General features: G+C 67.6%; 25 protein-coding genes and 2 pseudogenes. 16 read left to right on the top strand and 11 right to left on the bottom strand.

The window, feature by feature from the left end:
* Positions 1–24 precede the first annotated feature (24 nt).
* A complete protein-coding gene (locus tag SM757_RS09795) occupies positions 25–678 on the bottom strand; it encodes a class II aldolase/adducin family protein (RefSeq protein WP_322465299.1) in 654 nt (217 codons plus the stop codon).
* Positions 675–1,961 (bottom strand): 3-oxo-tetronate kinase, encoded by a 1,287-nt coding sequence (gene otnK, locus SM757_RS09790; protein WP_322465298.1) that lies wholly within the window; start codon positions 1,959–1,961, stop codon positions 675–677. The genes SM757_RS09795 and otnK overlap by 4 nt, the downstream gene beginning before the upstream one ends.
* 356 nt (positions 1,962–2,317) lie before the next feature.
* Here otnK and SM757_RS09785 point away from each other — a divergent pair, with 356 nt between their 5' ends.
* Positions 2,318–3,604, top strand: coding sequence for a PxKF domain-containing protein (locus SM757_RS09785; RefSeq protein ID WP_322465297.1), 1,287 nt, complete (start codon positions 2,318–2,320; stop codon positions 3,602–3,604).
* A 126-nt stretch (positions 3,605–3,730) separates the two neighbouring features.
* Here SM757_RS09785 and SM757_RS09780 read toward each other — a convergent pair whose 3' ends face one another.
* The gene (locus SM757_RS09780; RefSeq protein ID WP_322465296.1) at positions 3,731–4,141 is read right to left on the bottom strand and encodes a DUF6931 family protein; all 411 of its coding nucleotides are present in this window, start codon (positions 4,139–4,141) and stop codon (positions 3,731–3,733) included.
* A 15-nt stretch (positions 4,142–4,156) separates the two neighbouring features.
* Positions 4,157–4,414, bottom strand: coding sequence for a hypothetical protein (locus SM757_RS09775; RefSeq protein WP_322465295.1), 258 nt, complete (start codon positions 4,412–4,414; stop codon positions 4,157–4,159).
* A 45-nt stretch (positions 4,415–4,459) separates the two neighbouring features.
* On the opposite strand from SM757_RS09775, the pseudogene SM757_RS35555 reads away from it, so the two are divergent.
* Both SM757_RS35555 and SM757_RS09770 read left to right on the top strand, forming a co-directional pair.
* Positions 4,460–4,675, top strand: a pseudogene (locus SM757_RS35555) (ImcF-related family protein); the annotation flags it as partial.
* Between the two features lie 41 nt (positions 4,676–4,716).
* Complete coding sequence (locus tag SM757_RS09770; RefSeq protein ID WP_322465294.1) at positions 4,717–4,923, top strand: hypothetical protein; 207 nt, start codon at positions 4,717–4,719, stop codon at positions 4,921–4,923.
* A gap of 74 nt (positions 4,924–4,997) precedes the next feature.
* On the opposite strand, the gene SM757_RS09765 is transcribed toward SM757_RS09770, so the two are convergent.
* The 4 genes from SM757_RS09765 to SM757_RS09750 form a co-directional block, all read right to left on the bottom strand.
* Positions 4,998–5,375 (bottom strand): type II toxin-antitoxin system VapC family toxin, encoded by a 378-nt coding sequence (locus SM757_RS09765; RefSeq protein ID WP_322465293.1) that lies wholly within the window; start codon positions 5,373–5,375, stop codon positions 4,998–5,000.
* Positions 5,372–5,578, bottom strand: coding sequence for a type II toxin-antitoxin system VapB family antitoxin (locus tag SM757_RS09760; RefSeq protein WP_322465292.1), 207 nt, complete (start codon positions 5,576–5,578; stop codon positions 5,372–5,374). Before SM757_RS09760 ends, SM757_RS09765 begins: the two co-directional genes overlap by 4 nt.
* A 69-nt stretch (positions 5,579–5,647) precedes the next feature.
* Entirely contained in the window at positions 5,648–5,803 is a 156-nt protein-coding gene (locus SM757_RS09755; protein ID WP_322465291.1) for a hypothetical protein, read from the bottom strand.
* A 229-nt stretch (positions 5,804–6,032) separates the two neighbouring features.
* Positions 6,033–6,527, bottom strand: coding sequence for a bacteriohemerythrin (locus tag SM757_RS09750; RefSeq protein WP_322465290.1), 495 nt, complete (start codon positions 6,525–6,527; stop codon positions 6,033–6,035).
* 365 nt (positions 6,528–6,892) lie between these two features.
* On the opposite strand from SM757_RS09750, the gene SM757_RS09745 reads away from it, so the two are divergent.
* The 8 genes from SM757_RS09745 to SM757_RS09710 all read left to right on the top strand — a co-directional run bounded on the left by SM757_RS09745 (position 6,893) and on the right by SM757_RS09710 (position 14,706).
* On the top strand, positions 6,893–8,212 hold the full coding sequence (locus SM757_RS09745) for a Rieske 2Fe-2S domain-containing protein (RefSeq protein ID WP_322465289.1): 1,320 nt from the start codon (positions 6,893–6,895) through the stop codon (positions 8,210–8,212).
* 79 nt (positions 8,213–8,291) lie between these two features.
* The gene (locus SM757_RS09740; protein ID WP_322465288.1) at positions 8,292–9,284 is read left to right on the top strand and encodes a PhnD/SsuA/transferrin family substrate-binding protein; all 993 of its coding nucleotides are present in this window, start codon (positions 8,292–8,294) and stop codon (positions 9,282–9,284) included.
* 88 nt (positions 9,285–9,372) lie between these two features.
* A complete protein-coding gene (locus SM757_RS09735; RefSeq protein WP_322465287.1) occupies positions 9,373–10,353 on the top strand; it encodes a Bug family tripartite tricarboxylate transporter substrate binding protein in 981 nt (326 codons plus the stop codon).
* 27 nt (positions 10,354–10,380) lie between these two features.
* Positions 10,381–11,109 carry a sulfite exporter TauE/SafE family protein gene (locus tag SM757_RS09730; RefSeq protein ID WP_322465286.1) on the top strand — a complete coding sequence of 243 codons (729 nt, stop codon included), beginning with the start codon at positions 10,381–10,383 and terminating at the stop codon, positions 11,107–11,109.
* Positions 11,110–11,120: 11 nt separating this feature from the next.
* On the top strand, positions 11,121–11,984 hold the full coding sequence (gene nadC / locus SM757_RS09725; RefSeq protein ID WP_322465285.1) for a carboxylating nicotinate-nucleotide diphosphorylase: 864 nt from the start codon (positions 11,121–11,123) through the stop codon (positions 11,982–11,984).
* An 18-nt stretch (positions 11,985–12,002) separates the two neighbouring features.
* Positions 12,003–12,977, top strand: a complete 975-nt coding sequence (locus SM757_RS09720) for a PDR/VanB family oxidoreductase (RefSeq protein WP_322465284.1) — start codon at positions 12,003–12,005, stop codon at positions 12,975–12,977.
* Positions 12,974–14,176: a Gfo/Idh/MocA family protein gene (locus tag SM757_RS09715; protein WP_322465283.1), complete on the top strand. Its 1,203-nt coding sequence runs from the start codon at positions 12,974–12,976 to the stop codon at positions 14,174–14,176. Before SM757_RS09720 ends, SM757_RS09715 begins: the two co-directional genes overlap by 4 nt.
* A 29-nt stretch (positions 14,177–14,205) precedes the next feature.
* On the top strand, positions 14,206–14,706 hold the full coding sequence (locus tag SM757_RS09710; protein ID WP_322465360.1) for a MarR family winged helix-turn-helix transcriptional regulator: 501 nt from the start codon (positions 14,206–14,208) through the stop codon (positions 14,704–14,706).
* Between the two features lie 64 nt (positions 14,707–14,770).
* On the opposite strand, the pseudogene SM757_RS09705 reads toward SM757_RS09710, so the two are convergent.
* Positions 14,771–14,971, bottom strand: a pseudogene (locus SM757_RS09705) (IS3 family transposase); the annotation flags it as partial.
* A gap of 96 nt (positions 14,972–15,067) precedes the next feature.
* Between SM757_RS09705 and SM757_RS09700 the strand changes: the two are divergent.
* From SM757_RS09700 to SM757_RS09690, 3 genes are read left to right on the top strand one after another with little or no spacing between them, the layout of a single operon-like run.
* The gene (locus SM757_RS09700; protein WP_322465282.1) at positions 15,068–15,895 is read left to right on the top strand and encodes a GntR family transcriptional regulator; all 828 of its coding nucleotides are present in this window, start codon (positions 15,068–15,070) and stop codon (positions 15,893–15,895) included.
* A gap of 13 nt (positions 15,896–15,908) precedes the next feature.
* Positions 15,909–17,387, top strand: a complete 1,479-nt coding sequence (locus SM757_RS09695; RefSeq protein WP_322465281.1) for a sulfatase-like hydrolase/transferase — start codon at positions 15,909–15,911, stop codon at positions 17,385–17,387.
* A gap of 52 nt (positions 17,388–17,439) precedes the next feature.
* On the top strand, positions 17,440–18,414 hold the full coding sequence (locus SM757_RS09690; protein ID WP_322465280.1) for a Bug family tripartite tricarboxylate transporter substrate binding protein: 975 nt from the start codon (positions 17,440–17,442) through the stop codon (positions 18,412–18,414).
* Between the two features lie 51 nt (positions 18,415–18,465).
* Here SM757_RS09690 and SM757_RS09685 read toward each other — a convergent pair whose 3' ends face one another.
* Both SM757_RS09685 and SM757_RS09680 read right to left on the bottom strand, forming a co-directional pair.
* A complete protein-coding gene (locus SM757_RS09685) occupies positions 18,466–19,575 on the bottom strand; it encodes a GGDEF domain-containing protein (protein WP_322465279.1) in 1,110 nt (369 codons plus the stop codon).
* 117 nt (positions 19,576–19,692) lie between these two features.
* A complete protein-coding gene (locus SM757_RS09680) occupies positions 19,693–19,989 on the bottom strand; it encodes a hypothetical protein (protein ID WP_322465278.1) in 297 nt (98 codons plus the stop codon).
* 137 nt (positions 19,990–20,126) lie between these two features.
* On the opposite strand from SM757_RS09680, the gene SM757_RS09675 reads away from it, so the two are divergent.
* Both SM757_RS09675 and SM757_RS09670 read left to right on the top strand, forming a co-directional pair.
* Positions 20,127–20,846: a LysR substrate-binding domain-containing protein gene (locus tag SM757_RS09675; RefSeq protein WP_322465277.1), complete on the top strand. Its 720-nt coding sequence runs from the start codon at positions 20,127–20,129 to the stop codon at positions 20,844–20,846.
* A 179-nt stretch (positions 20,847–21,025) separates the two neighbouring features.
* Complete coding sequence (locus tag SM757_RS09670) at positions 21,026–21,994, top strand: LysR family transcriptional regulator (RefSeq protein ID WP_322465276.1); 969 nt, start codon at positions 21,026–21,028, stop codon at positions 21,992–21,994.
* The last annotated feature ends 50 nt before the right edge of the window (positions 21,995–22,044 follow it).

The following is a 22,044-nucleotide window of genomic DNA, read 5'->3' as shown; positions in this document are numbered from 1 at the left end:
ACGGGGCATGGGTGGAAGGGACGGCTACCAGCGGGCGCCGAACGCCCGGACAAGCTCCTCGATCTGCACAGGCGCCAGCGGCGCCGTGGCGGTCATGAGCCACAGCCGGGCCGTCTCTTCAAGCTCCTCGAGCACGGCCATGGCCGCCGCGGGCGAGTCGTGCCAGACATTGGGGCCCAGCCGATCGAGCATCACCGCGCGCAGCGGCGCGCCCGCCGCGTGCCCGGCCTCGATGGCCTGCGCCACCAGGTCGGCCACCGCGGGGTCACCGGGCCGGTGGTACGGGATCAAGGGCACATGGCCGACCTTCATCACGTAGTACGGCGTGATGGGCGGCACGACGTCCGAGCGGCTCCACACGCCCTTGAGCGTCAGGGCCACGAGGTGCGTGGAGTGGGTGTGGATGACGCAGCGCGCCTGGCCGTCCGCGGCGTAGATGCGCCGGTGCAGCGCCAGCGTCTTGCTCGCGCGGTCACCGCCAAGCGGCTGCCCATCCGGGCCGACATGGGCCAGGCGCTGCGGCTGCAGCCGTCCAAGGCAGGCGTCGGTCGGCGTGATGAGGAAGCTGCCGTCCTCCAGCCGCACGCTGATGTTGCCGGCCGTGCCGTGCACGTAGCCGCGCTCGAACAGCGAGCGGCCGACGGCGCAGACCTCGTCGCGCAGGTCCGGCGCGTTCATCGCGCGGGCGAGGCGGCGAGCACCCCGAAGGCCCTGGAGAAGAAGTCGGCGCCACCGAAGTTGCCGGACTTGAGCGCCACATGCAGGCCGCCCCGCGCCACCGTGCTGTGCGCATGGCACCACGGCACGCCGGGGTCGATTTGCGGGCCGATCTGCAGCGACTCGATGCCCAGGGCCTGGACACAGGCGCCGGAGGTTTCACCACCGGCCACGACGAGCTGGCCCACGCCGAGCTCGACCAGGCCGCAAGCCACATCGGCCAGGCAGCGCTCGACCAACTCGCCGGCGTGCTGTGCGCCCAGCCGCTGCTGCACCGCCTTCACGGCGCCCGCTTCCGCGGTGGAGTAGATCAGCACCGGCGCGTGCGCCAGATGCTCGCGAGCCCAGGCCAGGGCCTCGCCCACGACGTCTGCGCCATCGGCCTGGCGCAACGGGTCGATGGCCAGCGCCGCGCCGCCGGCGTCGATGAAGGCGCGCACCTGGCAATTGGTCATCACCGAGCAGCTGCCCGCGACGATGGCTTGCCGGCCGCGCACCGCGGGCAGCCGCGCCGCTTGCTCATTGGGCGCGAAGCCCCAACGAGGCGGCAGTCCCGTCGCCAGACCCGATCCCGCGGTGACCAGCGGCAGTTCGGCCACGGCCTCGCCGATGCGCATCAGGTCCTCGTTGGTCACGGCATCGACGATGGCCAGGCCGGTGCCCGCGGCACGCAGCGCATCGAGCCGCTGGCGGATGGCCTGGGCGCCGGCCAGCACCGTGCGGTACTCCACCAGGCCCACCGGCCGCGTGCACTGCGACTGCAGTACCCGCACGAGATTGGGGTCCGTCATGGGCGTGAGCGGGTGGTGCTGCATGCCCGACTCGCTCAGCAGCACGTCGCCGACGAAGAGATGGCCCTTGAACACCGAGCGGCCGTTGTCGGGGAACGCGGGTGTGGCAATGGTCAGCGCGCACCCCAGCGCGTCCATCAAGGCCTCGCTCACCGGACCGATGTTGCCTTGGGCGGTGCTGTCGAAGGTGGAGCAGTACTTGAAGTAGACCTGGGGCGCAGCGTCCCCGGGTGCCAGGCTCAGCAGCCAGCGCAGGGCCGCGAGCGACTCGGCCACCGCTTCGGTCGCGGCGATGGTGCGCGACTTCAGCGCCACAACCACCGCGTCCGCGTCCACGGGCGCCGCGTCGGCGGGGACGCCAATGGTCTGCACCACGCGCATGCCCGCACGCACGAGGTTGTTGGCCAGGTCGGTGGCCCCGGTGAAATCGTCGGCGATGCAAGCGAGCTTCATGGAGTCGGCAGCGCAGCCCGCCTTGCAAGGGCAGGAACAGCATCGCTGCGTGGTGAAACGGTGAAGTCATCATACAAATTCGTATGATGACTTCACCTGGGGCTAACCCGGGCTGTCGTGCTTCGCCAGGAAATGGATGCGCTTCATCGCGAAATCCTCGGTGACACGGCACTGCGCAACCGGAAGGGCATCCGGCGGTCTCAAGTGCAACCACCCCTCAATGGCCGGCGTCGCAATTGACGGCTGTCAGTCCGACCGAGGCCGCGCAGTGGCAAGTGTCGCCCTGGGCCGCCCCTTCGCTTGTGACGCGAAGCGACTCGGCTGCCCTACCGCCTATGCACAAAAGGAGTAGAGCCATGGCCATTTCAATGAAACATGCGCGCGCTCGGCTGCACGGCGTGGCGTTGCTTGCAGCGTGCATTGCCGCCCCGTTGGCCGCCGTGACGACCGGCACAGCACATGCCGCCGTGAGCGGCACGGTCGTGGGCTGGGGCGCCAACGACTGGGGCCAAAGCAGTGCACCGAGTGGGCTGCACGACGTCGTGGCCGTCGCCGGGGGTTCCCGTCACACGGTGGCGATCAAGCGCGACGGCACGGTGGTGGCCTGGGGGGACGACCAGTTCGGCCAGACGAATGTTCCAGCGGAATTGCACGATGTCGTGGCGGTGGCCACAGGCGAAAGCCACACCGTGGCGCTCGGGCGCGACGGTACGGTCGTGGCCTGGGGCTCCGGTTTCGACGGCCAGACGGATGTGCCCGCGGGCTTGAGCGGCGCCAGGGCCGTCGGCGCCGGGGCGTTCCACACCTTGGCCGTCAAGAGCGACGGCAGCGTGGTGGCCTGGGGCTACAACGAGTTCGGCCAGACCAACGTGCCGGCCGGACTGCGTGACGTCAGGGCAGTGGCCGGCGGCTACGCTCACTCCGTGGCGCTCAAGACCGACGGCACGGTGGTGGCGTGGGGCAACAACGAGGGCGGCCAGTGCAGCGTGCCGGCCGGGTTGCACGGCGTCGTGGCCATCGCCGCCGGCTACGCGCACACGGTGGCACTCAGGAGCGACGGCACGGTAGTCGTCTGGGGCGACGACAACGTCGCCGGACTGAGCGACGCTGCGCCCAAGCTGAACAACGTCCGCGCCATCGCTGCCGGCAGCGGGCACACGCTGGCGCTCAAGCGCGACGGCAGCGTGGTGGCCTGGGGCGTCGATGTCGCCGGCCAGCTGGACATCCCCGCCGGGCTGCGTGACGTGATGGCCATCGGCGCCGGGCACTTCACCTCCCTGGCGGTGCGCAGCAGCTACCGCTTTGGCGGCTTCCTCGCGCCCGTGAACGCGCCGCCGGTCGTCAACACGCTGCGCGCCGGCGCGGGCGTGCCGGTGAGGTTCCGCCTGGGCGGCAACCAGGGCCTGGCCATCTTCGCCAGCGGCTATCCACTCTCGCGCATGGTGGCGTGCGATCCCGGTGCCCGCACCGACGAGGTCGAGCGCACCGTGCAGGCAGACCGCAGCCGGCTGAGCTACGACGGCGGCACCGACGTCTACACCTACGTCTGGAAAACCGAGCTGTCCTGGGCCGGGCAGTGCCGCCGGCTGGTCCTGCGCTTTGCCGATGGCATCGAGCACACCGCACAGTTCCATTTCAGGTAGCTCGGTGCGTGCCCGCGCCGGGTCACCGGCAGCGGCCAAGCGCACGGCGGCTGCCACCGTGGCGGCACCCAGGGACGGCTCCGGCGCAACGCGCGGCTGCTGCGGTGGGGTGAGGCTGTCTCCGCTTCAGGCGGCACCCAGCGCCGCGACGCGTGCCGCTTGGGGCCCCCTGGCGGGCCGCAGCCTGCGCAGCCATGGCGTCTCCTGTGAAACCCGCTCGCCCGGTACGCGAGCCCAGCCCTCGGCCGCTGGGATGGGTTGCACATCCATCGAGATGCGAACGCAGACACAGGCCCAGGCCACGGCGCGCGCACGCGGCAGCGCATGTGCCAGAAACTGCAGCGCATCGTCGAGACAGCCGGCTTCGAGCAAGGCGGCCAAGAAGCCCTTCGGTGCCGGGTCGGCCGCCAGGGCCGCGCGCCCGGCCACGGACAGTTCCACCCGCTCGCACACCGACCGCGGCCGACACGCCGCCAAGCCCGGCAGCGAACACACTCCCTGGAGAGCCTGTGGCGCGCCCATGCCCGTGCCGTCCATGGCCGGCCTCCCGCTTCAGTTGATGAGCACCAGCGCGCCCTTGAGCGCCGTTAGCGCCTGGGCATCGACCGTGGTGCACAAGCCCTTGAGGTGCAGCGTGGTCTGCGACTGCACCTGCACCTGCCGCCCCTCGACCTCCACGCCCAGCTTGCCGCCGGCAGCGATCTGCAGGCTTTCGAGCCGGATGCCCTGGCGCTCGATGGTGATGCTGTTGTTGCCCACCCGCAGCACGATGGCCACCGCGGCCTCGATGGTGTGTGTGCCGGCCGCCACCTTGATCTCGCTGTTGCCCTACTCCACGTGCAGCCGGTCATCGCCATGGCACACCCGCACCTCGCGGTCCTTCCACACTTCACCCCACGCGCGGCACTGGGCCCGGGCGCGGCGGCCTTCGAACAACGCAGCGGGCAGGACTTGGAGCGCGGCATCCCGGGCCTCTTCACCGCCCACGGCTACGCCGAAGTCTTCCTGCCGCAGAGCCGACAACTGGCGCAGTCGCTGCAAAGTGAAACTTGGGTGCTGGGCGACGCGGCACGCGCGGAGGGCGCCGACGAGCTGGCCACCCTGGGGAGGACATGTCCCGGCGCTACGCCGCCGACTACGTGCGCGCCTGGCACGCGCTGCTGCGGCATCCCGGCTTGCGGCAGTTGGAGGAGGCCTGGCACGGGCTGGATTTTCTGGTGCGCAGGGTGGAGACGGGATCGCGCCTGATGGTCGAGCGGCCGTGGGCGGAAGCCCGGCACGGCGGCTTGCAGCACGCGCTCAAAACGGCGGGAGGTTGACACAGGGTGTCTCATTGGCGGCCCAGGCATCACCAGCCTCTGTCCCACATCCCTCCCCGCACACCCGCGCCGCCTCAATGCGCCGCCGCCTGATACCCAACGCCGAAGCGCTCGGCGAGCTTGAGCAGCCGCCCGTCGCGGGTCCACAGCGCGGCGCCCGGGGTCATCAGGGTGGAGGCCAGCAGCGTCATGTCCACCAGGCCACAGCCGAGGCCGTACAGGCGCTCGCGTTCGATGAAGGCCAGGACGTCCTGCAGGCCCGCCTGCAGTGGCGACTGCTGCTGCGCCAGCCACTGCAGCGTGCGCTCGCGCACCGGAGGCGTGCCGCAGGCAATCTCTCCCAGCACCATCGGATGGACCAGAACCCGGTCGGCCTGCAGCAGGTCCACCAGGGCGGGCTCGCCATGCCGGAAGTGGTGAACCCACACCGACGTGTCCACGAGGACGTTCACAACACGGGCCCGGGTTCGCGCCGGCGCGGCACGTCCTCCATCGCGGGCGCAGCGCCGCCCAGGGCGGCCAGGCGTTTGGCGGCCTGCACACGCACGAAGGTCTTCACGGCCTCCCGGAACAGGTCGCCCTTGTCCATGGCCGGGTCCGCCAGCTCCAGCGCCCTGGCGTAAAGCTCGTCGTCAATGGTCACTGTGGTCCGCATGAGCCACCTCCATGCATCTGAAGTGATGCAGTACGGCATCAAGCGTAGCATCAGGCGGCTTCGTCGTTCTCAGCGGGCCTGCACCGCCGGCAGGTCGAACTCGCGGCCCACCAGCGCGCGGGCAAAGAAGTAGCCGTTGCGCACCTGCGTGCTCAGCGCGTCCAGCTCGACGTGGCCGTGGCGGTCGCAGGGGAAGGCGCATCCTTGCCGACTGTGGCCTGCCAACCGAAGACGCCGGCGCCTGACAGCCCCTTACCGCCCAAGGAGTGCGTCCATGCGCCGACTGCTCTTCTCCGCCGCCGTCCTCGCCGCGGGGCTGCTGGGCATCTCGCGGCAAGCGCTCAACAAGCGGCTCATGCGTCAACGGCAGGGCGAAGAAGCGGCGGAGTGAGGCACCCCCGGCCGCAGCGACCCATGAGTTGCCGATCGCCAGCCTTGGGTTCGTGCGGATGGATCACTTGGAGACACTGGAGGCAGCCAGGCTGGCGCCATCGCGCAACGCTGCAGGCTTGATGTCGCGCCTAAGGATCACAGGCTTGCCGCCCAGGCGGCGCTTGCACATCCAATGCGCGAGCGCGGAGTCGAGATAGTCGGCATGCCCAGGAAACCAGGAAGCCAACTCGTCAGCCAAGCGCCGGGCCACCGCGTGGTCGCCGCCGGCCAGACGCTCGCGCACCTGATGCACCGAGCGCATGACCGCTGCATGCTCGTCGATGTGGCATTCCCGGGCCGGAAAATCCGTCTCCACCATCCACGCGTTCTCGGCATCGAAATGCGCCTTCGCATGCGTGGCAAGGGCTTCCAGCCGGGCAGCGAGCTCCTCGTCCCGGGCCTTCTGCATCGCGCCAACGAGGTCCACAAACTCCTCGTGCACCTCGTCCATCGGCCCAAAGCCCAGCACGAAGGCATCGCTCCAGACCATTGCGTCGCTGTCGTGTTCGGTTTGCATGGAGGCACTTCCTTGGCGAGGCAGCAGGAACCCCACCGCCGGAGCGAAATTTTATATTAGGCAACTAATATTCTTAGTTTCCATGGAGCGGTCCAGGGTCTTTCCACGGCACCGCCCTCCATGTCGATACGGCGGCGCGTCCCGCACAAGCCACTCCCGCACCACCTCCAGTCCGGCCGGTTCACGCCAACGTTATCCGGCAAGACGCTGCGTCGCAGCGCGGCAGCCAAGGGTTTGCACCAGCCATGCATGCTTTCAAACGCATTGTCTTTGATCTAGACTAATATTAGTTATCTAAGCATTTTCTCTGGATAAAACGCACTTCATTCAGGCACACAGCCATTTTCATACTTAGGAGCCTTTTGATGTTGACCCGCCAAGAGAACGAGCTGCTGTGCCGCGTCGAAGGTGACGCGCCCATGGGCCAGCTCATGCGCCGGCACTGGACGCCGGTGTGCCTGATCGAGGAGGTGTCCGAGGTGGATGGCACACCGGTGAAGGCTCGCGTGTTCGGCGAGGACCTCGTGGTATTTCGCGACAGCGACGGCCGCGTGGGCGTGATGGACGAGTACTGCCCGCATCGCCGCGCCTCGCTGGTCTACGGCCGCAACGAGGAAGGCGGCCTGCGCTGTCTCTACCACGGCTGGAAGATGGATGTCGAGGGCAACGTGCTGGAGATGGTGTCGGAGCCGGCAGCCAGCGGCATGGCCGAGAAGGTCAAGCACAAGGCCTATCCGGTACAGGAGTGGGGCGGCATGGTGTGGGCGTACATGGGCCCGCAGGACGCGGTGCCGGAGTTCGTGCCGCCGCGCTGGGCGCCCACGGCCCAAGCCAGTGTGTCGATCGCCAAGGCGATCCTGCCGTGCAACTGGGCGCAGATCCTCGAAGGCGCCATCGACTCGGCACACAGCTCCAGCCTGCACAGCTCGGACATGGTTCCTGCCCGCGTGGACGGCGCCAAGGCCACGGCCAACGCCTGGCTGCGCCCGTCCACCGACAAGGCGCCGCGCCTGCAGGTGCAGCGCGGCGAGTACGGCTTCCGCTACGCCGCCATACGCCGCCCCATCAAGGACGCCGCCACGCATGACTATGTGCGCTCAACGGTATTCGTGGCCCCGGCCACCGCGCTGATCCCGCCCAACAACCTCTACAACGTTGCCAACATCAACGTGCCCTGCGACGACACGAGCACGGCCTTCTACTTCATCGCGTGGGGCCATCCGTCGCAGACGCCCGAAACCGAAACCTGGCGCAGGTTCCTGCGCCAGACGGTGGGCGTGGACCTCGATCAGTACTACCGGCCGCTGCGCAACCAGGACAACCGTTTCTGGCAGGACCGACAGGCGATGAAGGCGGGCAACTTCACCGGCATCACGGGTTTCCCCAACCAGGACATCGCGATGTGGGTGACGATGGGCGCCATCGCCGACCGCACCAATGACCGGCTGGGCGCCAGCGACCTGGCCATTGTCGAGTTCCGCAAGCAGATGCTTGAAGCGGTGCGCGCCTTCCAGAACGGCGAGACCGCCATCGGCAGCGGCGACAAGGCCATTCCCCAGGAGGTCTGCGCGTTCCAGGCCATCGTGCCCAAGACCACGGATTGGCGCGCCTTCGAGATCAGGCCGGTCTGGGCGGACGGCTTGGAGCGGCCCGAAATGGAGCCCTCGTACTCGGTCAAGGCCTGAGTCGTCCGTTTCCGCTTTTCACGAGTGACCAGACACCGCGCGTGTCTGACCACGGATCACGTTACAAGCCTGCAGTTCCATGACCAAACTTCAACTCTCCGTCGCCATGGGCGACTACGACCGCACCCGCGCCCTCTTCGATGGCCGTGTGCAGATCGACGGGGTAGACCCCGTCTTCATGCTGCTCAATCCGGAAGAGATGTTCTTCCGAGCCATGCGCAGCCAGGATTTCGACATCGCCGAGCTGAGCTTCTCCAGCTATCTGGTCAAGCATTCCAAGGGCGAATGTCCCTACGTCGCGGTACCGGTATTCCTCTCGCGGGCCTTCCGCCACACCTCGATCTATGTGCGCAAGGACCGCATCCAGCGTCCCGAGGACCTCAAGGGCAAGCGCGTGGGCTTGCCCGAGTACCAGCTCACGGCCAACGTGTGGGCGCGCTCGATCTTGCAGGACGACTACGGCGTCGCACCCGAGGACGTGACCTGGGTGCGCGGGGGCATCGACACGCCTGGGCGCCCGGAGAAGATCAAGCTGCAGCTGCCTCCTGGCGTGCGCGTCGAGGAGGCGCCCGCGGGCACCACCATTTCCGAATTGCTCGACCGGGGCGAGATCGACGGCTTCATCGGCCCGCGCCCGCCCAGCGCGCACATCCTCAAGCGCAACCCGGACATCGGCTGGCTCTTTGACGACCCGACCGCGGTGGCCAAGGACTACTACCGGCGCACGGGCGTGTTCCCGATCATGCACGTGGTGGGCATCCGCAAGGAGCTTGCCGCGGCGCACCCGTGGCTGCCCGGCGCGGTGTTCAAGGCCTTCACGCAATCCAAGGCCACCGCGCTGGAGCTGCTGTCCGACACCTCCGCCACCAAGGTCACGCTGCCCTTCGTCGAAGAGCAGCTCAAGGCCGCGCGCGAGACCATGGGTGAGGATTACTGGTCGTACGGCGTGGCGCCGGCGCGCAAGACGCTGGAGACCTTCGTGCGCCACCATCATGCGCAGGGCCTGTCGGCCCGGCTGATGGCCGTGGAAGAGCTTTTCCATCCGGCCACCTACGAGAGCTACAGCATCTGAACCCCCTCCCCACCGAGCGCTTGTTCGGCGATCCAGGCAGCTGCACGCCTCTGTCCTTGCGCGCGGCTGCCCCTCCAAGGAGTTCCTCATGAGACGCATGTTTTGCCGGACGCTGGCAGGCACCGCCGTGGCCTTCCTTGCCGGCACCGCGCTGTCGCCGGCTTTTGCACAGGCCTATCCCACCAAGCCGATCCGGCTGATCGTGCCCTATTCGCCTGGCGGGTTGCCTGACACGGTGGCGCGCACCCTGTCGGTCCATCTGTCCAAGGCGCTGGACCAGACGGTGTTCGTGGAGAACAAACCGGGCGCTGGTGGGTCCATCTCAGCTGCCGTCATCACGCAGTCGCCCGCCGACGGCTACAACCTGCTGGTGACCGACGGACCGCTGTTGACGATCTCGCCGTTGATCAACAAGAGCGTCACCTACAACGTCCAGAAGGACTTTGCACCGGTGTCGCTCGTGGGCAAGGCGCCATTGTTCCTGGCCGTCAATGCCGGGGTGCCGGCTAAGACGCTGGACGAGCTCATCGCGTTGGCCAAGGCCAAGCCAGGCAAGCTCAACTATGGCTCCTCGGGCATCGGAGGCATCCATCACCTCACGGCCGAGGCCATGAAGGACGCACTGGGCCTGGAGATCACCCACATCCCGTTCAAGGGCAGTGCCAACTCGATCCCTGCGATGATCGGCGGCGAAGTCGACATGGCGTTCGCGTCGCCGCCCTCGCTCATGGGCTTCGTCAAGTCGGACAAGGCCCGGCTGATCGCCATCAACTCGCTCAAGCGCTCGCCGCTGGCGCCCAACGTGCCGGCCCTGGCTGAAAAAGCCCCGGGCTTCGACTTCGCCTTCAACGTGGCGGTGCTGGCCCGCGCGGGCACGCCCAAGGACATCGCCGACCGCATCGCGGCCGAGATCGCCAAGATCGTGAAGCAACCGGACGTCATTGAGCAGCTGCAGGCTGCCGGCGTCGATCCCGTGGGGGGATCTGGCGAGCAGCTGGCCAGCGCGCTCAAGAGCGAAGGTGACCGCCTGACGGCGGCGGCTAGGCGCGCCAACCTGAAGCCCGAGTGACATGGCGGCGCCGCGGGAGCTCATGGCATGACTGCACTGGAGCTGGCGACGGCTGCGGCCGTGTTCCTGGCCGGTGGCATGGTCAAGGGCACCCTGGGCATCGGGCTGCCGCTGGTCGCGGTGCCGTTGCTGTCGCTGGTCATCCCGGCCACGCAGGCCATCGTGCTGGTGGCCATGCCGGTGCTGGTGTCCAACGCCTGGCAGGCGGTGGAAAGCGGCAACCTGCAAGGTCTGCGGCGCTTCCTGCCACTCATCGCCACGCAGCTTGTCACGACGCTGCTGACGGTGCCGATGACCCTGGCGCTGTCGCCGCGCACGCTCAATGCCGTGCTGGGTGCGGTGGTGCTGCTGGCCGTCGTGCTGTTGTGCCTGCCGCTGCGGCTGCAGGTGGCACCTACGCGCGAGCGCTGGTGGAGCGCGGGCATCGGCGCTTTCTCGGGTGCGATGGGTGGGGTGTCCTCGCTCACGGGGCCGCTGATCATCAGCTACTTGGCCAGCCTGCGCCTGCCACGCGAGGCCTTCATCGGCAGCATCAGCCTGATCTACCTGGGTTCCGCCATCCCGTTGTACGGCTCCATGGCCGCGCACGGGCGTCTGGGCGGCACGGAGCTGCTGCTTTCCACGCTGGCGCTGGCGCCGGTGGCCTGCGGCCTCACGCTGGGCAAGCGGCTGCGCTCCCACCTGAGCGAAACCTGGTTCCGGCGCGTGCTGCTGGTCTTCCTGACCGTGGTGGCCGTGGTGCTGGCGCTGAAATAGGAGACACGGAAATGTTTGAAGCCAACGAGATTCTGGAAGCTGCGCTGGCGCGCAACGTGCACGACGCGCTGATGGAAGACATCGGCCGCGGCGACTGGACCGCGCAGCTGGTGCCCAGCGGCCAGCGCGTGCGGGCGCAGGTGGTGGCCAAGGAGGGCGCCGTGATTGCGGGCCGCCCCTGGTTCGATGCCTGCGTCAAGACGCTGGACCCTGACGCGCGACTGGACTGGTCCGTGGGGGAAGGCCAGCGCGTGGAGCGCGATACCGTGGTGGTGCGCATCGAGGGCGAAGCGCGCGCGCTGCTGTCCGCCGAGCGCCCGGCGCTGAACTTCCTGCAGACGCTCTCGGCCGTGGCCACCAACACGCGTCAGTACGCCGACGCCATCGTTGGCGTCTCACCCAACCCGCGCGGGTGCAAGATGCTCGACACCCGCAAGACGCTGCCCGGACTGCGCCAGGCGCAGAAGTACGCCGTGCGCATGGGTGGCGGCACGAACCACCGCATGGCGCTGTGGGACGGCATCCTGATCAAGGAAAACCACATCGCCGCGGCCGGTGGCATCCGGCAGGCGCTGGAAGCCGCCTTTGCTCTCAACGCCGGCGTGGACGTGCAGATCGAGGTCGAAAGCCTGGAAGAGCTGCAGCGGGCACTGGAGGCGGGCGCGAAGAACGTGCTGCTGGACGATTTCAGCTTCGAAGACATGGCGCGCGCCTGCGCGCTCAACGCCGGGCGCGCGGTGCTGGAGGTCTCCGGCGGCGTGGACCTCGATGCCGTCCGGCGCATCGCCGCTACCGGCGTGGACCGCATCTCCAGCGGCAAGCTCACCAAGGACGTGCGGGCCGTGGACTTGTCCATGCGCATCGTCACTGCCTGACTCGCAAAGGACCTGTTCATGACCGTCATCCAGACCCACGCCGACACGCAGATGCCGCTGCGCATCGCCCGCATCACCGACGCCGCCGAGGGCATCCGCAGCTTCGAGCTCGTGCAGCACGATGGCTCGGAACTGCCGCCCTTCACGCCGGGCTCCCATGTCAAGGTGCAGGTGCCCAACGGCCTGCTGCGCAAGTACTCGCTGTGCAACGACCCGGCCGAGCGCCACCGCTACGTCATCACGGTCAAGCGTGACGCACAGGGCCAGGGCGGTTCCATGAGCCTGTGCGACGAGGCCAGGGAGGGCGACACGCTGCCCACTTCGCTGCCGGACAACGCCTTCCCGCTGTTCGAGGATGCCAAGCGCCACATCTTCATTGCCGGCGGCATCGGCATCACGCCCATCCTGTCCATGATCCGCAGCTTCGGCGAGCTGCCCCCGGCGCCGTGGAAGCTTTACTACCTCACGCGCTCAGCCGAGAGCACGGCGTTCCTGGATGAGCTCAACGCGCCTGAGCTGAAGGGCAAGGTCGTGATCCACCACGACCACGGCGACCCGGCGAACTCGCTGGACCTGTGGCCGGTGCTGGAGCGCCCCGCCCCGGGCGCCCACATCTATTGCTGCGGTCCGCGCGGCCTGATGGACGCGGTGCGCGACATGGCCGGTCACTGGCCGAGCAAGAACGTGCATTTCGAGAGCTTCAACGAGGGCGGCGGCATGCACCCCGACGACAAGCCCTTCACCGTCACGGTGGCCAAGACCGGACAGCACTTCGAGGTGCCGGTGGGCAAGACGATCCTGTCGGTGCTGCGCGATCATGGCTGCACCGTGCCCTCTTCCTGCGAGAGCGGCACCTGCGGCACCTGCCGCACCAAGCTGGTCTCCGGCGAGGCGGACCACCGCGACATGGTGCTGATGCCCGAGGAGATGGAGAGCCAGATCATGATCTGCGTCTCCCGCGCCAAGGGCGGCGAGCTGGTGATCGACCTGTGAGCACGCAGCCCGCGCGCAAGCTCCGCCTGGGGGTGGCAGGCCTGGGGCGTGCCTTTTCGCTGATGCTGCCCACCTTCCTGGCCGATGACCGCATCGAGCTGGCCGCGGCCTGCGACCCACGCCCCGCCGCGCGCGAGCAGTTCGCGCAGGACTTCCAGGCTGCGGTGTTCGAGGACATCGAGGCCCTGGCGGCATGTCCCGCTGTAGACGCCGTCTACATCGCCAGCCCGCACCAGTTCCATGCCGCGCACACCCGCATCGCCGCAGCCCATGGCAAGCACGTGCTGGTCGAGAAGCCCATGGCCATCACGCTGGCCGAGTGCGACGACATGGTGCAGGCCTGCGCCGCGGCCGGCGTGCACCTGATCGTCGGCCACTGCCACAGCTTCGATACGCCCTACCTGTGCGCGCGCGCCTTGATTGATGCTGGTGGGCTGGGCCGGGTGCGCATGATCCAGGCGCTGAACTACACGGACTTCCTCTACCGGCCGCGCCGGCCCGAGGAACTGCAGACCGAGGCCGGCGGCGGCGTGGTGTTCAGCCAAGCGGCGCACCAGGTGGACGTGGTACGCCTGCTGGCCGGCAGCCGCGCCACGCGGGTGCGCGCCGTGATGGGCCACTGGGATCCGGCACGGCCCACCGAAGGGGCCTATACCGCCCTGCTGTGGTTCGAGGACGGCGCCTTCGCCAGCCTGACCTACAGCGGCTACGGCCGCTTCGACAGCGACGAGTGGTGCGGCTGGACCGGCGAGATGGGCAGCCCCAAGGATCCGCAGGCCTATGGCCTGGCCCGGCGCCGGCTCGCGAGCGTGGCGTCCGCCGAGGACGAGGCGCGGCTCAAGGCCGCGGGCACCTATGGCGGGCCGGCCTGGAAGCCGCCGGCACCCGGCACCTCGGCACCGGCGCACCAGCATTTCGGGCCGGTGATCGTGAGCTGCGAGCACGGCGACCTGCGCCCCATGCCCGACGCCGTCTGGGTGTACGGCGACAGCCGCCGCGAGCGCATCGAACTGCCTGCACCCGCGGTGCCGCGCTTTGAGGTGATCGACGAGCTGGTGAATGCAGTGCTGCAGGTCGCCAAGCCGCTGCACGACGGGCCGTGGGCACGCGCCACGCTGGAGATTTGCCTGGCGCTGCTGGCTTCGGCCCGCGAAGGACGGGACGTGGAACTGAGCCACCAGGTGGGTCTGCGAAAATGAGAGCCTTGTCCATGCCCGCTGTCGCTGCCGTGCCCAAAGCCCCTGCCCCCAGAGACACTGAAACCGCCAGCCGGATCCTGCGCCATTGGCGCGAAGCCATGCCGCAGGACCGCATGGCGCACTTGGTCAAGGACGCCACGCGCTCGTTCCTGCGCGCGCTGCAGCAGCGCCTGGCACGCCATGACGTGGCCCTGGGGCACTGGACCTTCCTGCGCATCCTGTGGGAACGCGACGGCCTGACCAAGCGCGAGCTCAGCATCGAGGCCGGCGTGGCCGAGCCCACGACGTTCACGGCCTTGCGCGCCATGGAGGCACTGGGCTATGTGCGGCTGGAACAGCGCCCTGACAACCGCAAGAACGTCTACGTGTTCCTGACGCCGAATGGGCGCAAGCTCAAGCGGCAATTGGTGCCCCTGGCCGAGGAGGTAAATGCCATTGCAGCCCGCGGTGTGCCCGAGGCCGACGTGGCCACAGCGAGGCGCGTCCTGCTGTCCATGATTGACAACCTCGCACAGGATGAGGTGTCCTGACAAGAGTGCACAGCGACTTCCAAGCTGCCCGCGCTCTTTCGTTGTGGAAGTGTTGTCGTGCAAAGACCGATGGTGCCCCGTTGCCCAGCCGGCTATGGCGGCGCTGGGGGGTGTAAAAGATCTTGATCCACTGCCGGATTGCCGTTGATGCCTGAGCGCGCGTCGCGTAACGCTCGTGGTGGACCAACTCCGTTTTGAGGCTTTCCCAGAGGCTCTCCATCGGGGCGTCCCAGCAGTTCCCGCGGCGTGACATCGACGCCTGCATGCCCAGCGACTTCACCAGCTTGCCTCTGTTATTTCTGGAATTCTTGCATGCAAGTATTTTAGAATAGCCTGAGCGAACTGTTGATGGAGGTGCCGGATGTCGGCTGTTGAAGGTCAAACCGCTATCCGCCGCCGCCGGGGGCGGCCGTCCGCAGCGGCTCAACGCGAAGCCGTTAATCCGCTGCATAGCGATGTTGCGGAGTCCGGCGACAGTGCGCTGGACTTGGGCGGACCCATTGAGCTGGGTTCAGGGCGGCCCATCCGGCAGGAGGTGCATGAGCGGCTGCGCAATGCCATCCTCAATGTCAAGCTGTTACCAGGCTCCGCTGTCTCGGAGAACGAGATCGCTGGTCACATGCAGGTGTCACGCACGCCGGTGCGCGAGGCAATGCAACGCCTGTCCCTGGAAGGAATGATTCAGGTGGTGCCGCAGGTCGGCACCTTTGTGGCGCGGATGGACCTGGAGCGCATCCGTGAAGCGCTGTTCATGCGCGAGGCCGTGGAGTGCACCGCGATGATGCGGCTACCTGCCACGCTGCCGCGGGACGAGCTTGACGCGCTCAAGACCTGCGTGAGCCGCCAGCGCGCCGCGGGTCGCCGTGGCGACGTCGCCACCGTGCTGGAGTGCGACGAGTGGTTCCACAGGCGCCTGCTCGAGCTCGCTGGGGTTCCAGGCGCATGGCGTTACGTGCTCGAAGCCCGCGAACTGCACCGCCGGGTGCGGGTGCTGGCGCAGAGCCGCCCCGATGCGCCGCAGCGGTCCCAGGAACAGCATGCCGCCATCGTGACCGAGCTGAGCGCCGGACGACCAGCCGCCGCCGCCGATGTCCTGCGCGAGCACATCCGCATGAACGTCCGATTCGCTGAAGAAATCGCCAACCGCAATCCCAATTACTTCACTGCCACCGCACCGCGCCAGGCCTGAGGAAAGTCAAACGATGAAGAACCAACCCAACGTCCTTTTCGTCATGATGGACCAGTGGCCGGGCAAGCTGCTTCGCGCTGCCGGCCATCCGGCCATCCTCACGCCCACGCTGGACCATCTGGCTCGGTTGGGTACACGTTTCCCGCGCGCCTACTCCGAGTGTCCGATCTGCATCCCGGCCCGGCGCACGGTCATGACGGGTACCTCGCCGCAGACGCATGGCGACCGGGAATTCAAGCCGGCCCAGGAGATGCCCGCCCTGCCCTCGGTGGCCCAGTGCTTCAGGGATGGCGGTTATCAGGCCTACGCCGTCGGGAAGATGCACGTCTACCCGCAGCGGGACCGCATTGGCTTCGACGACATCCTGCTGGCCGAGGAAGGCCGTCCGCAGCTGGGCGCAGTGGATGACTACGACATGTACCTTGCCGAGCAGGGCGTCGCTGGCACGCAGTTCCTGCACGGCATGAACAACAACGACTACCTGTTCCGTCCATGGCACCTGCCGGAACAGATGCACGTCACCAACTGGACGACGCGTGAGGCGGCCCGCATGATCAAGCGCCGGGACCCGCGCCGCCCGGCCTTCTGGCACGTCTCCTACACCCACCCTCACCCGCCACTCGTTCCGCTGGCGGCATACATGGACATGTACGAGCTGGCGCATGTGGACTTGCCTCAGAAGGCCCAATGGGCTGATGGCGCGTTGCCTGCGGCCCTGCAGGCGACCCGGGCGCACTGGCCCACGCAGTTCCGCGACCATGAGCTGCAGGCCATCCGGCGTGCTTTCTACGCGCTGTGCACGCACATCGACCACCAGCTGCGGGTGCTCATCGGCACACTGCGCGAGGAGCAGTTGCTCGACAACACCGTGATCCTGATTTGCAGCGACCACGGCGACATGCTCGGGGACTTCGGCCTGTGGGCCAAGCGCGTGTTCTACGAAGGCTCGGCCCAAATCCCGATGCTGTTGGTCGGAACGGCGGGGGACCCGCGCGTGGCGGCCAACCATGTCGACCACAGGCTCGTGGGTCTGCAGGACGTCATGCCCACGTTGCTGTCCCTGGCGGGTCTGCCGGTGCCATCGACCGTGGACGGTATCCCGATGGTTGGCGAGCAGCAGCGCCAGACGCTTTACGGCGAATGCAAGGAAAACGAGCTGGCGACCCGCATGGCCCATGACGGCCGCCACAAGTTGATCTGGTATCCCGCCGGCAACCACCTGCAGCTCTTCGACCTCCAGGAAGACCCTGCGGAAACCGTCAACCTCGCTGGCGTGGCGGGCTACCGGGACATCCAGCAAAGGCTTGAGCAGGTGTTCGTGGAGAACGCCTGGGGCATAGATCGGGAGTGGATCGCCGGAGATCGACTCGTCGGCTTCCCGGCCGAGTCCAAGGTACGCAAGGGCGACCGGCACTTTGGCGGCCAGCGCGGCATGCACTACCCGCTGCCGCCGCTGGACGACCCGACGCGCACGGTGGGCTCGCCGGGCTGAAGAGCCATCGAATTACTAGAGCACGAATCGCTGTCAGTTCAGGAGACAAAGCATGAACATGAACCGTCGAAAACTCTGCCTTGCCCTGGCCGCTGTTCCTGGCCTGGGTGTCGGGTCCGCACAGGCGCAAAGCTGGCCGACCACGAAACCGCTGCGACTGGTCGTTCCCTTTCCGCCGGGAGGCAACTCCGACCTCATTGCACGGTCCATCGGCCAGCAGCTTTCAACGGCCATCGGCCAGACCGTCATCGTCGACAACCGTGCCGGCGCTGGCGGCTCACTGGGAACCGGTGCCGTGGCCAAGGAGCCCGGTGACGGCTACACGCTGCTGCTGGGGGACATCGCCACCCACGTGATCAACCGCCTCGCTCTGCCGCACTTGTCCTACGACCCGGTGCGCGACTTCGTGCCTGTGGCACGGCTCACGTCGGTGTCCTTGCTGGTGGTTGTCAATCCCAACCTCGGCGTGCGCAGCCTGGGAGAGTTCATCGCACGCGCCAAGGCGCAGCCCGGCAAGCTGACCTACGCGTCCGGCGGAAACGGCACGCCAAGCCATCTCGCAATGGAAATGCTGCGGGCCCGCACGGGCATCGATCTGGTCCATGTGCCCTACAAGGGCAGCGTGCCGGCCCTGAACGACCTGGTGGCCGGCCAAGTGGACGTGATGATCGACGGCGCCGCTACAGGGTTGGTCAAGAGCGGCAGGCTTCAGCTCCTTGCGGTCACCGGCGAGCGTTCGCCGGCGTTCCCCACGGCGCCGACCATGGCGGAAGCCGGCGTCCCGGACTACCAGTTCACGTCCTGGCATGGCCTATTCGCCCCACGCGGCACCCCCGCGGACATCGTGAACCGTCTTGGCGGCGAACTGGAGAAGATCGTGTCACAGCCGCAACTGCAGAAGCAGTTTGCGGAACTCAACATCAGGCTCACCGCGGCGCGCGGCCAGGCTTTCACGGGCTTCGTGGAGAGCCAGCGCCAGTCGTTGGCGAAGCTGGTGCAGGACCGGAATATCCAATTCGAATCCTGAGCGCCGTCAATCACGTCGCAGGAACACGGTGCTGTGAGTGTGCGGGCCCTGCTACGCCGCCATGGCCAACCTTCCTCGCCCTGATCGCTTGGCCTCGTACAGCGCCATGTCGGCGCGGTGCAGCAGGGGCTGGATGTCGATGTCGCCGTCCTGGCATAGCGCCAGGCCGCTGCTGAAGCTCACTGTGCGGCCCATGTGTGCCTGCGTGGCGCGCTGCAGCGCCTCGCGCAGCCGCGCGTCCACCTCCATGGCCTGCGCCTGAGCGCAGCGGCGCAGCAGCACCAGGAACTCCTCGCCGCCGTAGCGGCAGCTCAGGTCGCCCGGGCGCAGGTGCAGCTGCAACTGTTCGGCCATGAGCCGCAGCGCCGTGTCGCCCGCCTCGTGGCCCAGCGTGTCGTTGATCTGCTTGAAGTGGTCCAGGTCCAGCAGCAACACGGCCAGCGGCTCGCGGTAGCGGCGTGACGTGGCCAGGGCGGTGGCGGCCTGCTCCAAGCAGGCGCGGCGGTTGAGCAGCCCGGTGAGCCCGTCAGTTGCGGCCAGCCGCTGCAAGGCCCGGCTGGCCTCGTCGTGCCAGGCCGCCAGCAAGCCCAAAGTGATCAGCGCCAACGCCACGTGCTGAACCATCGCGCCGGCCACATTGAGCGGATGCGGCGTGCGCAGCGTGGGATACAGCTCCGTGAAGAAGGCGCCCAGCACGCCGCGGCTCAGTGTCACCAGCGCCAACGCCAGCGCGCTTACCAGCACCACGGCGCGCCAGCGCCGCCCAATACCCTGCGCCGGCCAGGCGCAGCCCAGCGCCACGCAGCCCAACAGCAGCGCCAGGCCGAAGTTGGACCAGCCCACGCGAAACGCATAGCTGTCAAAACCCAGCCCGTAGCCCAGCGGCGTGATCAATGCCACAGCGTGCACCAGCGCCCGCCCGGGGCGGCGCATTAACCAGGCGTCCAGGGCGTGCCAGATGCACACCAGGCTCAAGCCCAGCAGGCCGATCCACAGCGAGGAAAACAGCCTGTCGTGCAGCGGGCGCGCCAGCATGAATGCGCCCCAAGCCAGCGCCTGCGCCACCGCGCTGCCGTTCATCCAGCGCCCGCCCGCGGTGGCGCGCCAGCCCACCAACGTGGGCAGCGCTGCCGCCGTGGCCCCAACGGTGGCCAGCATCATTACAAAAGTCGTCTGAAGGTCCAGCAAGGCCGGTTTGTCTCTCTTCTGTGGGTGCCGCGCCGCGCGGGCGCCTGGCGAGCCGGGCCGGCACGGCTTGCCGGCGGTGAGACGCAATTGTCACGCGTCGACGAGCCAGGCACCGGCCGCGAGGAGGGCACCCGTGGCCTCCATGAAGGGCGCCAGGCCGCCCAGGAACCTTGACTGGAAGAACAGCGAGGCCCCGGCGTACTCGTCGCCGCGCAGCAGCGGCTGCGGCGTGCACAAGGGTTCCGAGAAGGCGTCCAGCGTATACCGGCCGGTGATGCGAAGCCCCGTGTTGGCGCACAGGACGCACATCGGCCGGCCCAGCCCGCCTTGGTAGCGCGCCCTGGCGCGGCTACCGATGGTGGCCCATTCCAGCGTGTGGCGCGTCAATCTTAAAAGAGGCTATCCCCTTGATTGACGCCGCACCGCACGCCAGCCTTGCCGGGCCACGTAGGCGCCTCTTTGAGTTGGCTTCCGCATCACAGACACAAGGACTACGAACCTTCGTCCACAAGGCGCGTGGCGTGATGAACGAGCTTGATAGCGCTCTCGTAGGTGTCGCCGACTTCGCCGAACGGATCTCCGGCGAGGTGTCGGTCGCCTGCGTGCCGCCGGCAGTGAGCTACTTCCTACCTGGCGTCATCAGCCGCTTTCACGAGCTGTATCCGCGAATTCGGGTACGCCTGGTCGATGAATCCGCATCGGAGTTGCTGCTGGCCGTTGCCAACGCCAAAGCTGATCTAGGCCTCACGTACATCGGCACCCAGGAACCCGACATCAAGTTCGAGCCGCTGATGGAGGATCCTTTCGTCGTTGCCTGCACGAGCGAGCATGCGTTGGCAAAGCGCAAGGGCATCGGCTGGGCCGATATTGCGTCTTACGACCACATCGCGCTTGCTCAGGGCAGTGGCAATCGTTTCCTGATCGACCAAGCTTTGGCACGGGTGGAGAACAAGCCGAAATGGTTCTGCGAAGTGCGGCACGTGCCTGCGCTGGTGAGCCTGGTGGAAGCCGGGTGGGCATCGGCGTGGTGCCGTGGCTGGCGCTACCGCCGCGGGAAGCTGGTCAGCATCAAGCTCGAAACGCCGGCCCTGAGCCGCACGATCGGCATTATCCGCCGCCGCGGGCGCCCGCTGCGTCTGCCAGCGGAGCTCTTCCAGCGCTTGCTGCCGATGGAACTGGCATCGCGAAAACGTCCGGACACCGAGACGCTGCGCGGCAAGCGAGCCAGGCCGCTGCGCGGGTAGAAACTCAACCCCTGCGCTGGCGACGTGCCTGCTCCAACACTTCACTACCGCTGGATGTTCGAGGCATGGCCCAGTCTCCGTGATGGCCAACCCCGTCTTCATTCACCAGCGAAGACGCATTGGAATCAAGCGCAAAATGCAGACAAGTCATTGTTGCGTCGCTGTACGCCTGTCCTCTCATGCAAACTCCAAAAGCGACCGACTTCAAGCTCGACATCACCGCTGACTTGAACAAGTGGCGCGCGTTTGTTGCCATCGGCGAGCTCGGCAGCCTGACGCGCGCAGCGCTGTTCCTGGACAGCAATCAGTCGCTGCTGAGCCGGCAGCTCAACGCGCTCGAACGGGAGTGTGGTTCGCGGCTATTCAACCGGACCGGCCGCGGAGTCGAGCTTTCCGAAGTCGGTGAGCGGCTGTTTCCACAAGTCAAGGCTCTGCTCGAAGGCGCCGAGCAACTCGAAGTCGAAATCCGTGGCGAGGTGCGCGAGCCGACCGGCCGCGTCACCGTGGGCTCGCTGCCCTCGATTGCCCATCCTCTGGTCGGGAGGCTGTTCAGCGACCTGCGCGAGCGCCACCCGGCAGTCAAGCTCAAGATCCTCGAGGGATCGAGTGGCCAAGTGGAGGAATGGCTGTCCGATGCCCGAGTCGACATCGCCATCCTGTACCGCTACAGCAGCACCTTGTCGGAGCATGAGCAGGCGCTGGCCACCGTTGACAGCTTCCTGATCGGTGCCAAAGGCGATCGGCTGACCTTGCGGCCGGAACTGCCCTTCAGCCAACTCGATGGCTTACCGTTTGTGCTGCCCAGCGTGCCCAACGGGTTGCGCACGGCGCTGGATGCCTTCGCCCGCCAGGAGCGCATCAGCCTGACCCCGGTCATCGAAGCCGACTCGCTGCCGCTGCAAAAGTTGCTGGTGGCGCAGGAGCGCCTGTACACAGTACTGCCGTTGCATGCAGTGTGGACCGAGATGGCAGAAGGACGCCTGCAGGCGTCGAAGATCACCAGCCCGCCGATGCAGCGCATCGTCGCCATGGCCATGGCCAAGTCCAAAGGCCCACCGCGCGCCGTCTCGGCCGTGGCCTCGCGCATCATCGACATCGTCGCCGACATGGCGCAAAAGGGAATGTGGCATTCCGGTCCTGCGTTGTGATGCAGCGCACATAGCTGCAATGCGCCGGGTGATCTGGCTGTGTGCACTGG

Origin of the sequence: Azohydromonas lata (genome assembly GCF_034427735.1) — a bacterium.
GTDB classification, from domain to species: Bacteria; Pseudomonadota; Gammaproteobacteria; order Burkholderiales; family Burkholderiaceae_C; genus Azohydromonas; species Azohydromonas lata.
Note: the sequence above shows the minus strand (reverse complement) of the source record. Positions and strands in the feature narration are given on the sequence as shown.

Bases quoted from the DNA above. Each gene is read 5' to 3' on its own strand.
- SM757_RS09745 (WP_322465289.1), top strand. From the start codon at position 6,893: ATGTTGACCCGCCAAGAGAACGAGCTGCTGTGCCGCGTCGAAGGTGAC.
- SM757_RS09740 (WP_322465288.1), top strand. From the start codon at position 8,292: ATGACCAAACTTCAACTCTCCGTCGCCATGGGCGACTACGACCGCACC.
- SM757_RS09785 (WP_322465297.1), top strand. From the start codon at position 2,318: ATGGCCATTTCAATGAAACATGCGCGCGCTCGGCTGCACGGCGTGGCG.
- SM757_RS09735 (WP_322465287.1), top strand. From the start codon at position 9,373: ATGAGACGCATGTTTTGCCGGACGCTGGCAGGCACCGCCGTGGCCTTC.
- SM757_RS09700 (WP_322465282.1), top strand. From the start codon at position 15,068: ATGTCGGCTGTTGAAGGTCAAACCGCTATCCGCCGCCGCCGGGGGCGG.
- SM757_RS09720 (WP_322465284.1), top strand. From the start codon at position 12,003: ATGACCGTCATCCAGACCCACGCCGACACGCAGATGCCGCTGCGCATC.
- SM757_RS09695 (WP_322465281.1), top strand. From the start codon at position 15,909: ATGAAGAACCAACCCAACGTCCTTTTCGTCATGATGGACCAGTGGCCG.
- SM757_RS09795 (WP_322465299.1), bottom strand. From the start codon at position 678: ATGAACGCGCCGGACCTGCGCGACGAGGTCTGCGCCGTCGGCCGCTCG.
- SM757_RS09760 (WP_322465292.1), bottom strand. From the start codon at position 5,578: ATGCGGACCACAGTGACCATTGACGACGAGCTTTACGCCAGGGCGCTG.
- SM757_RS09730 (WP_322465286.1), top strand. From the start codon at position 10,381: ATGACTGCACTGGAGCTGGCGACGGCTGCGGCCGTGTTCCTGGCCGGT.
- SM757_RS09690 (WP_322465280.1), top strand. From the start codon at position 17,440: ATGAACATGAACCGTCGAAAACTCTGCCTTGCCCTGGCCGCTGTTCCT.
- SM757_RS09770 (WP_322465294.1), top strand. From the start codon at position 4,717: ATGTCCCGGCGCTACGCCGCCGACTACGTGCGCGCCTGGCACGCGCTG.
- SM757_RS09685 (WP_322465279.1), bottom strand. From the start codon at position 19,575: ATGATGCTGGCCACCGTTGGGGCCACGGCGGCAGCGCTGCCCACGTTG.
- SM757_RS09780 (WP_322465296.1), bottom strand. From the start codon at position 4,141: ATGGACGGCACGGGCATGGGCGCGCCACAGGCTCTCCAGGGAGTGTGT.
- SM757_RS09675 (WP_322465277.1), top strand. From the start codon at position 20,127: ATGAACGAGCTTGATAGCGCTCTCGTAGGTGTCGCCGACTTCGCCGAA.
- SM757_RS09750 (WP_322465290.1), bottom strand. From the start codon at position 6,527: ATGCAAACCGAACACGACAGCGACGCAATGGTCTGGAGCGATGCCTTC.
- SM757_RS09670 (WP_322465276.1), top strand. From the start codon at position 21,026: ATGCAAACTCCAAAAGCGACCGACTTCAAGCTCGACATCACCGCTGAC.
- otnK (WP_322465298.1), bottom strand. From the start codon at position 1,961: ATGAAGCTCGCTTGCATCGCCGACGATTTCACCGGGGCCACCGACCTG.
- nadC (WP_322465285.1), top strand. From the start codon at position 11,121: ATGTTTGAAGCCAACGAGATTCTGGAAGCTGCGCTGGCGCGCAACGTG.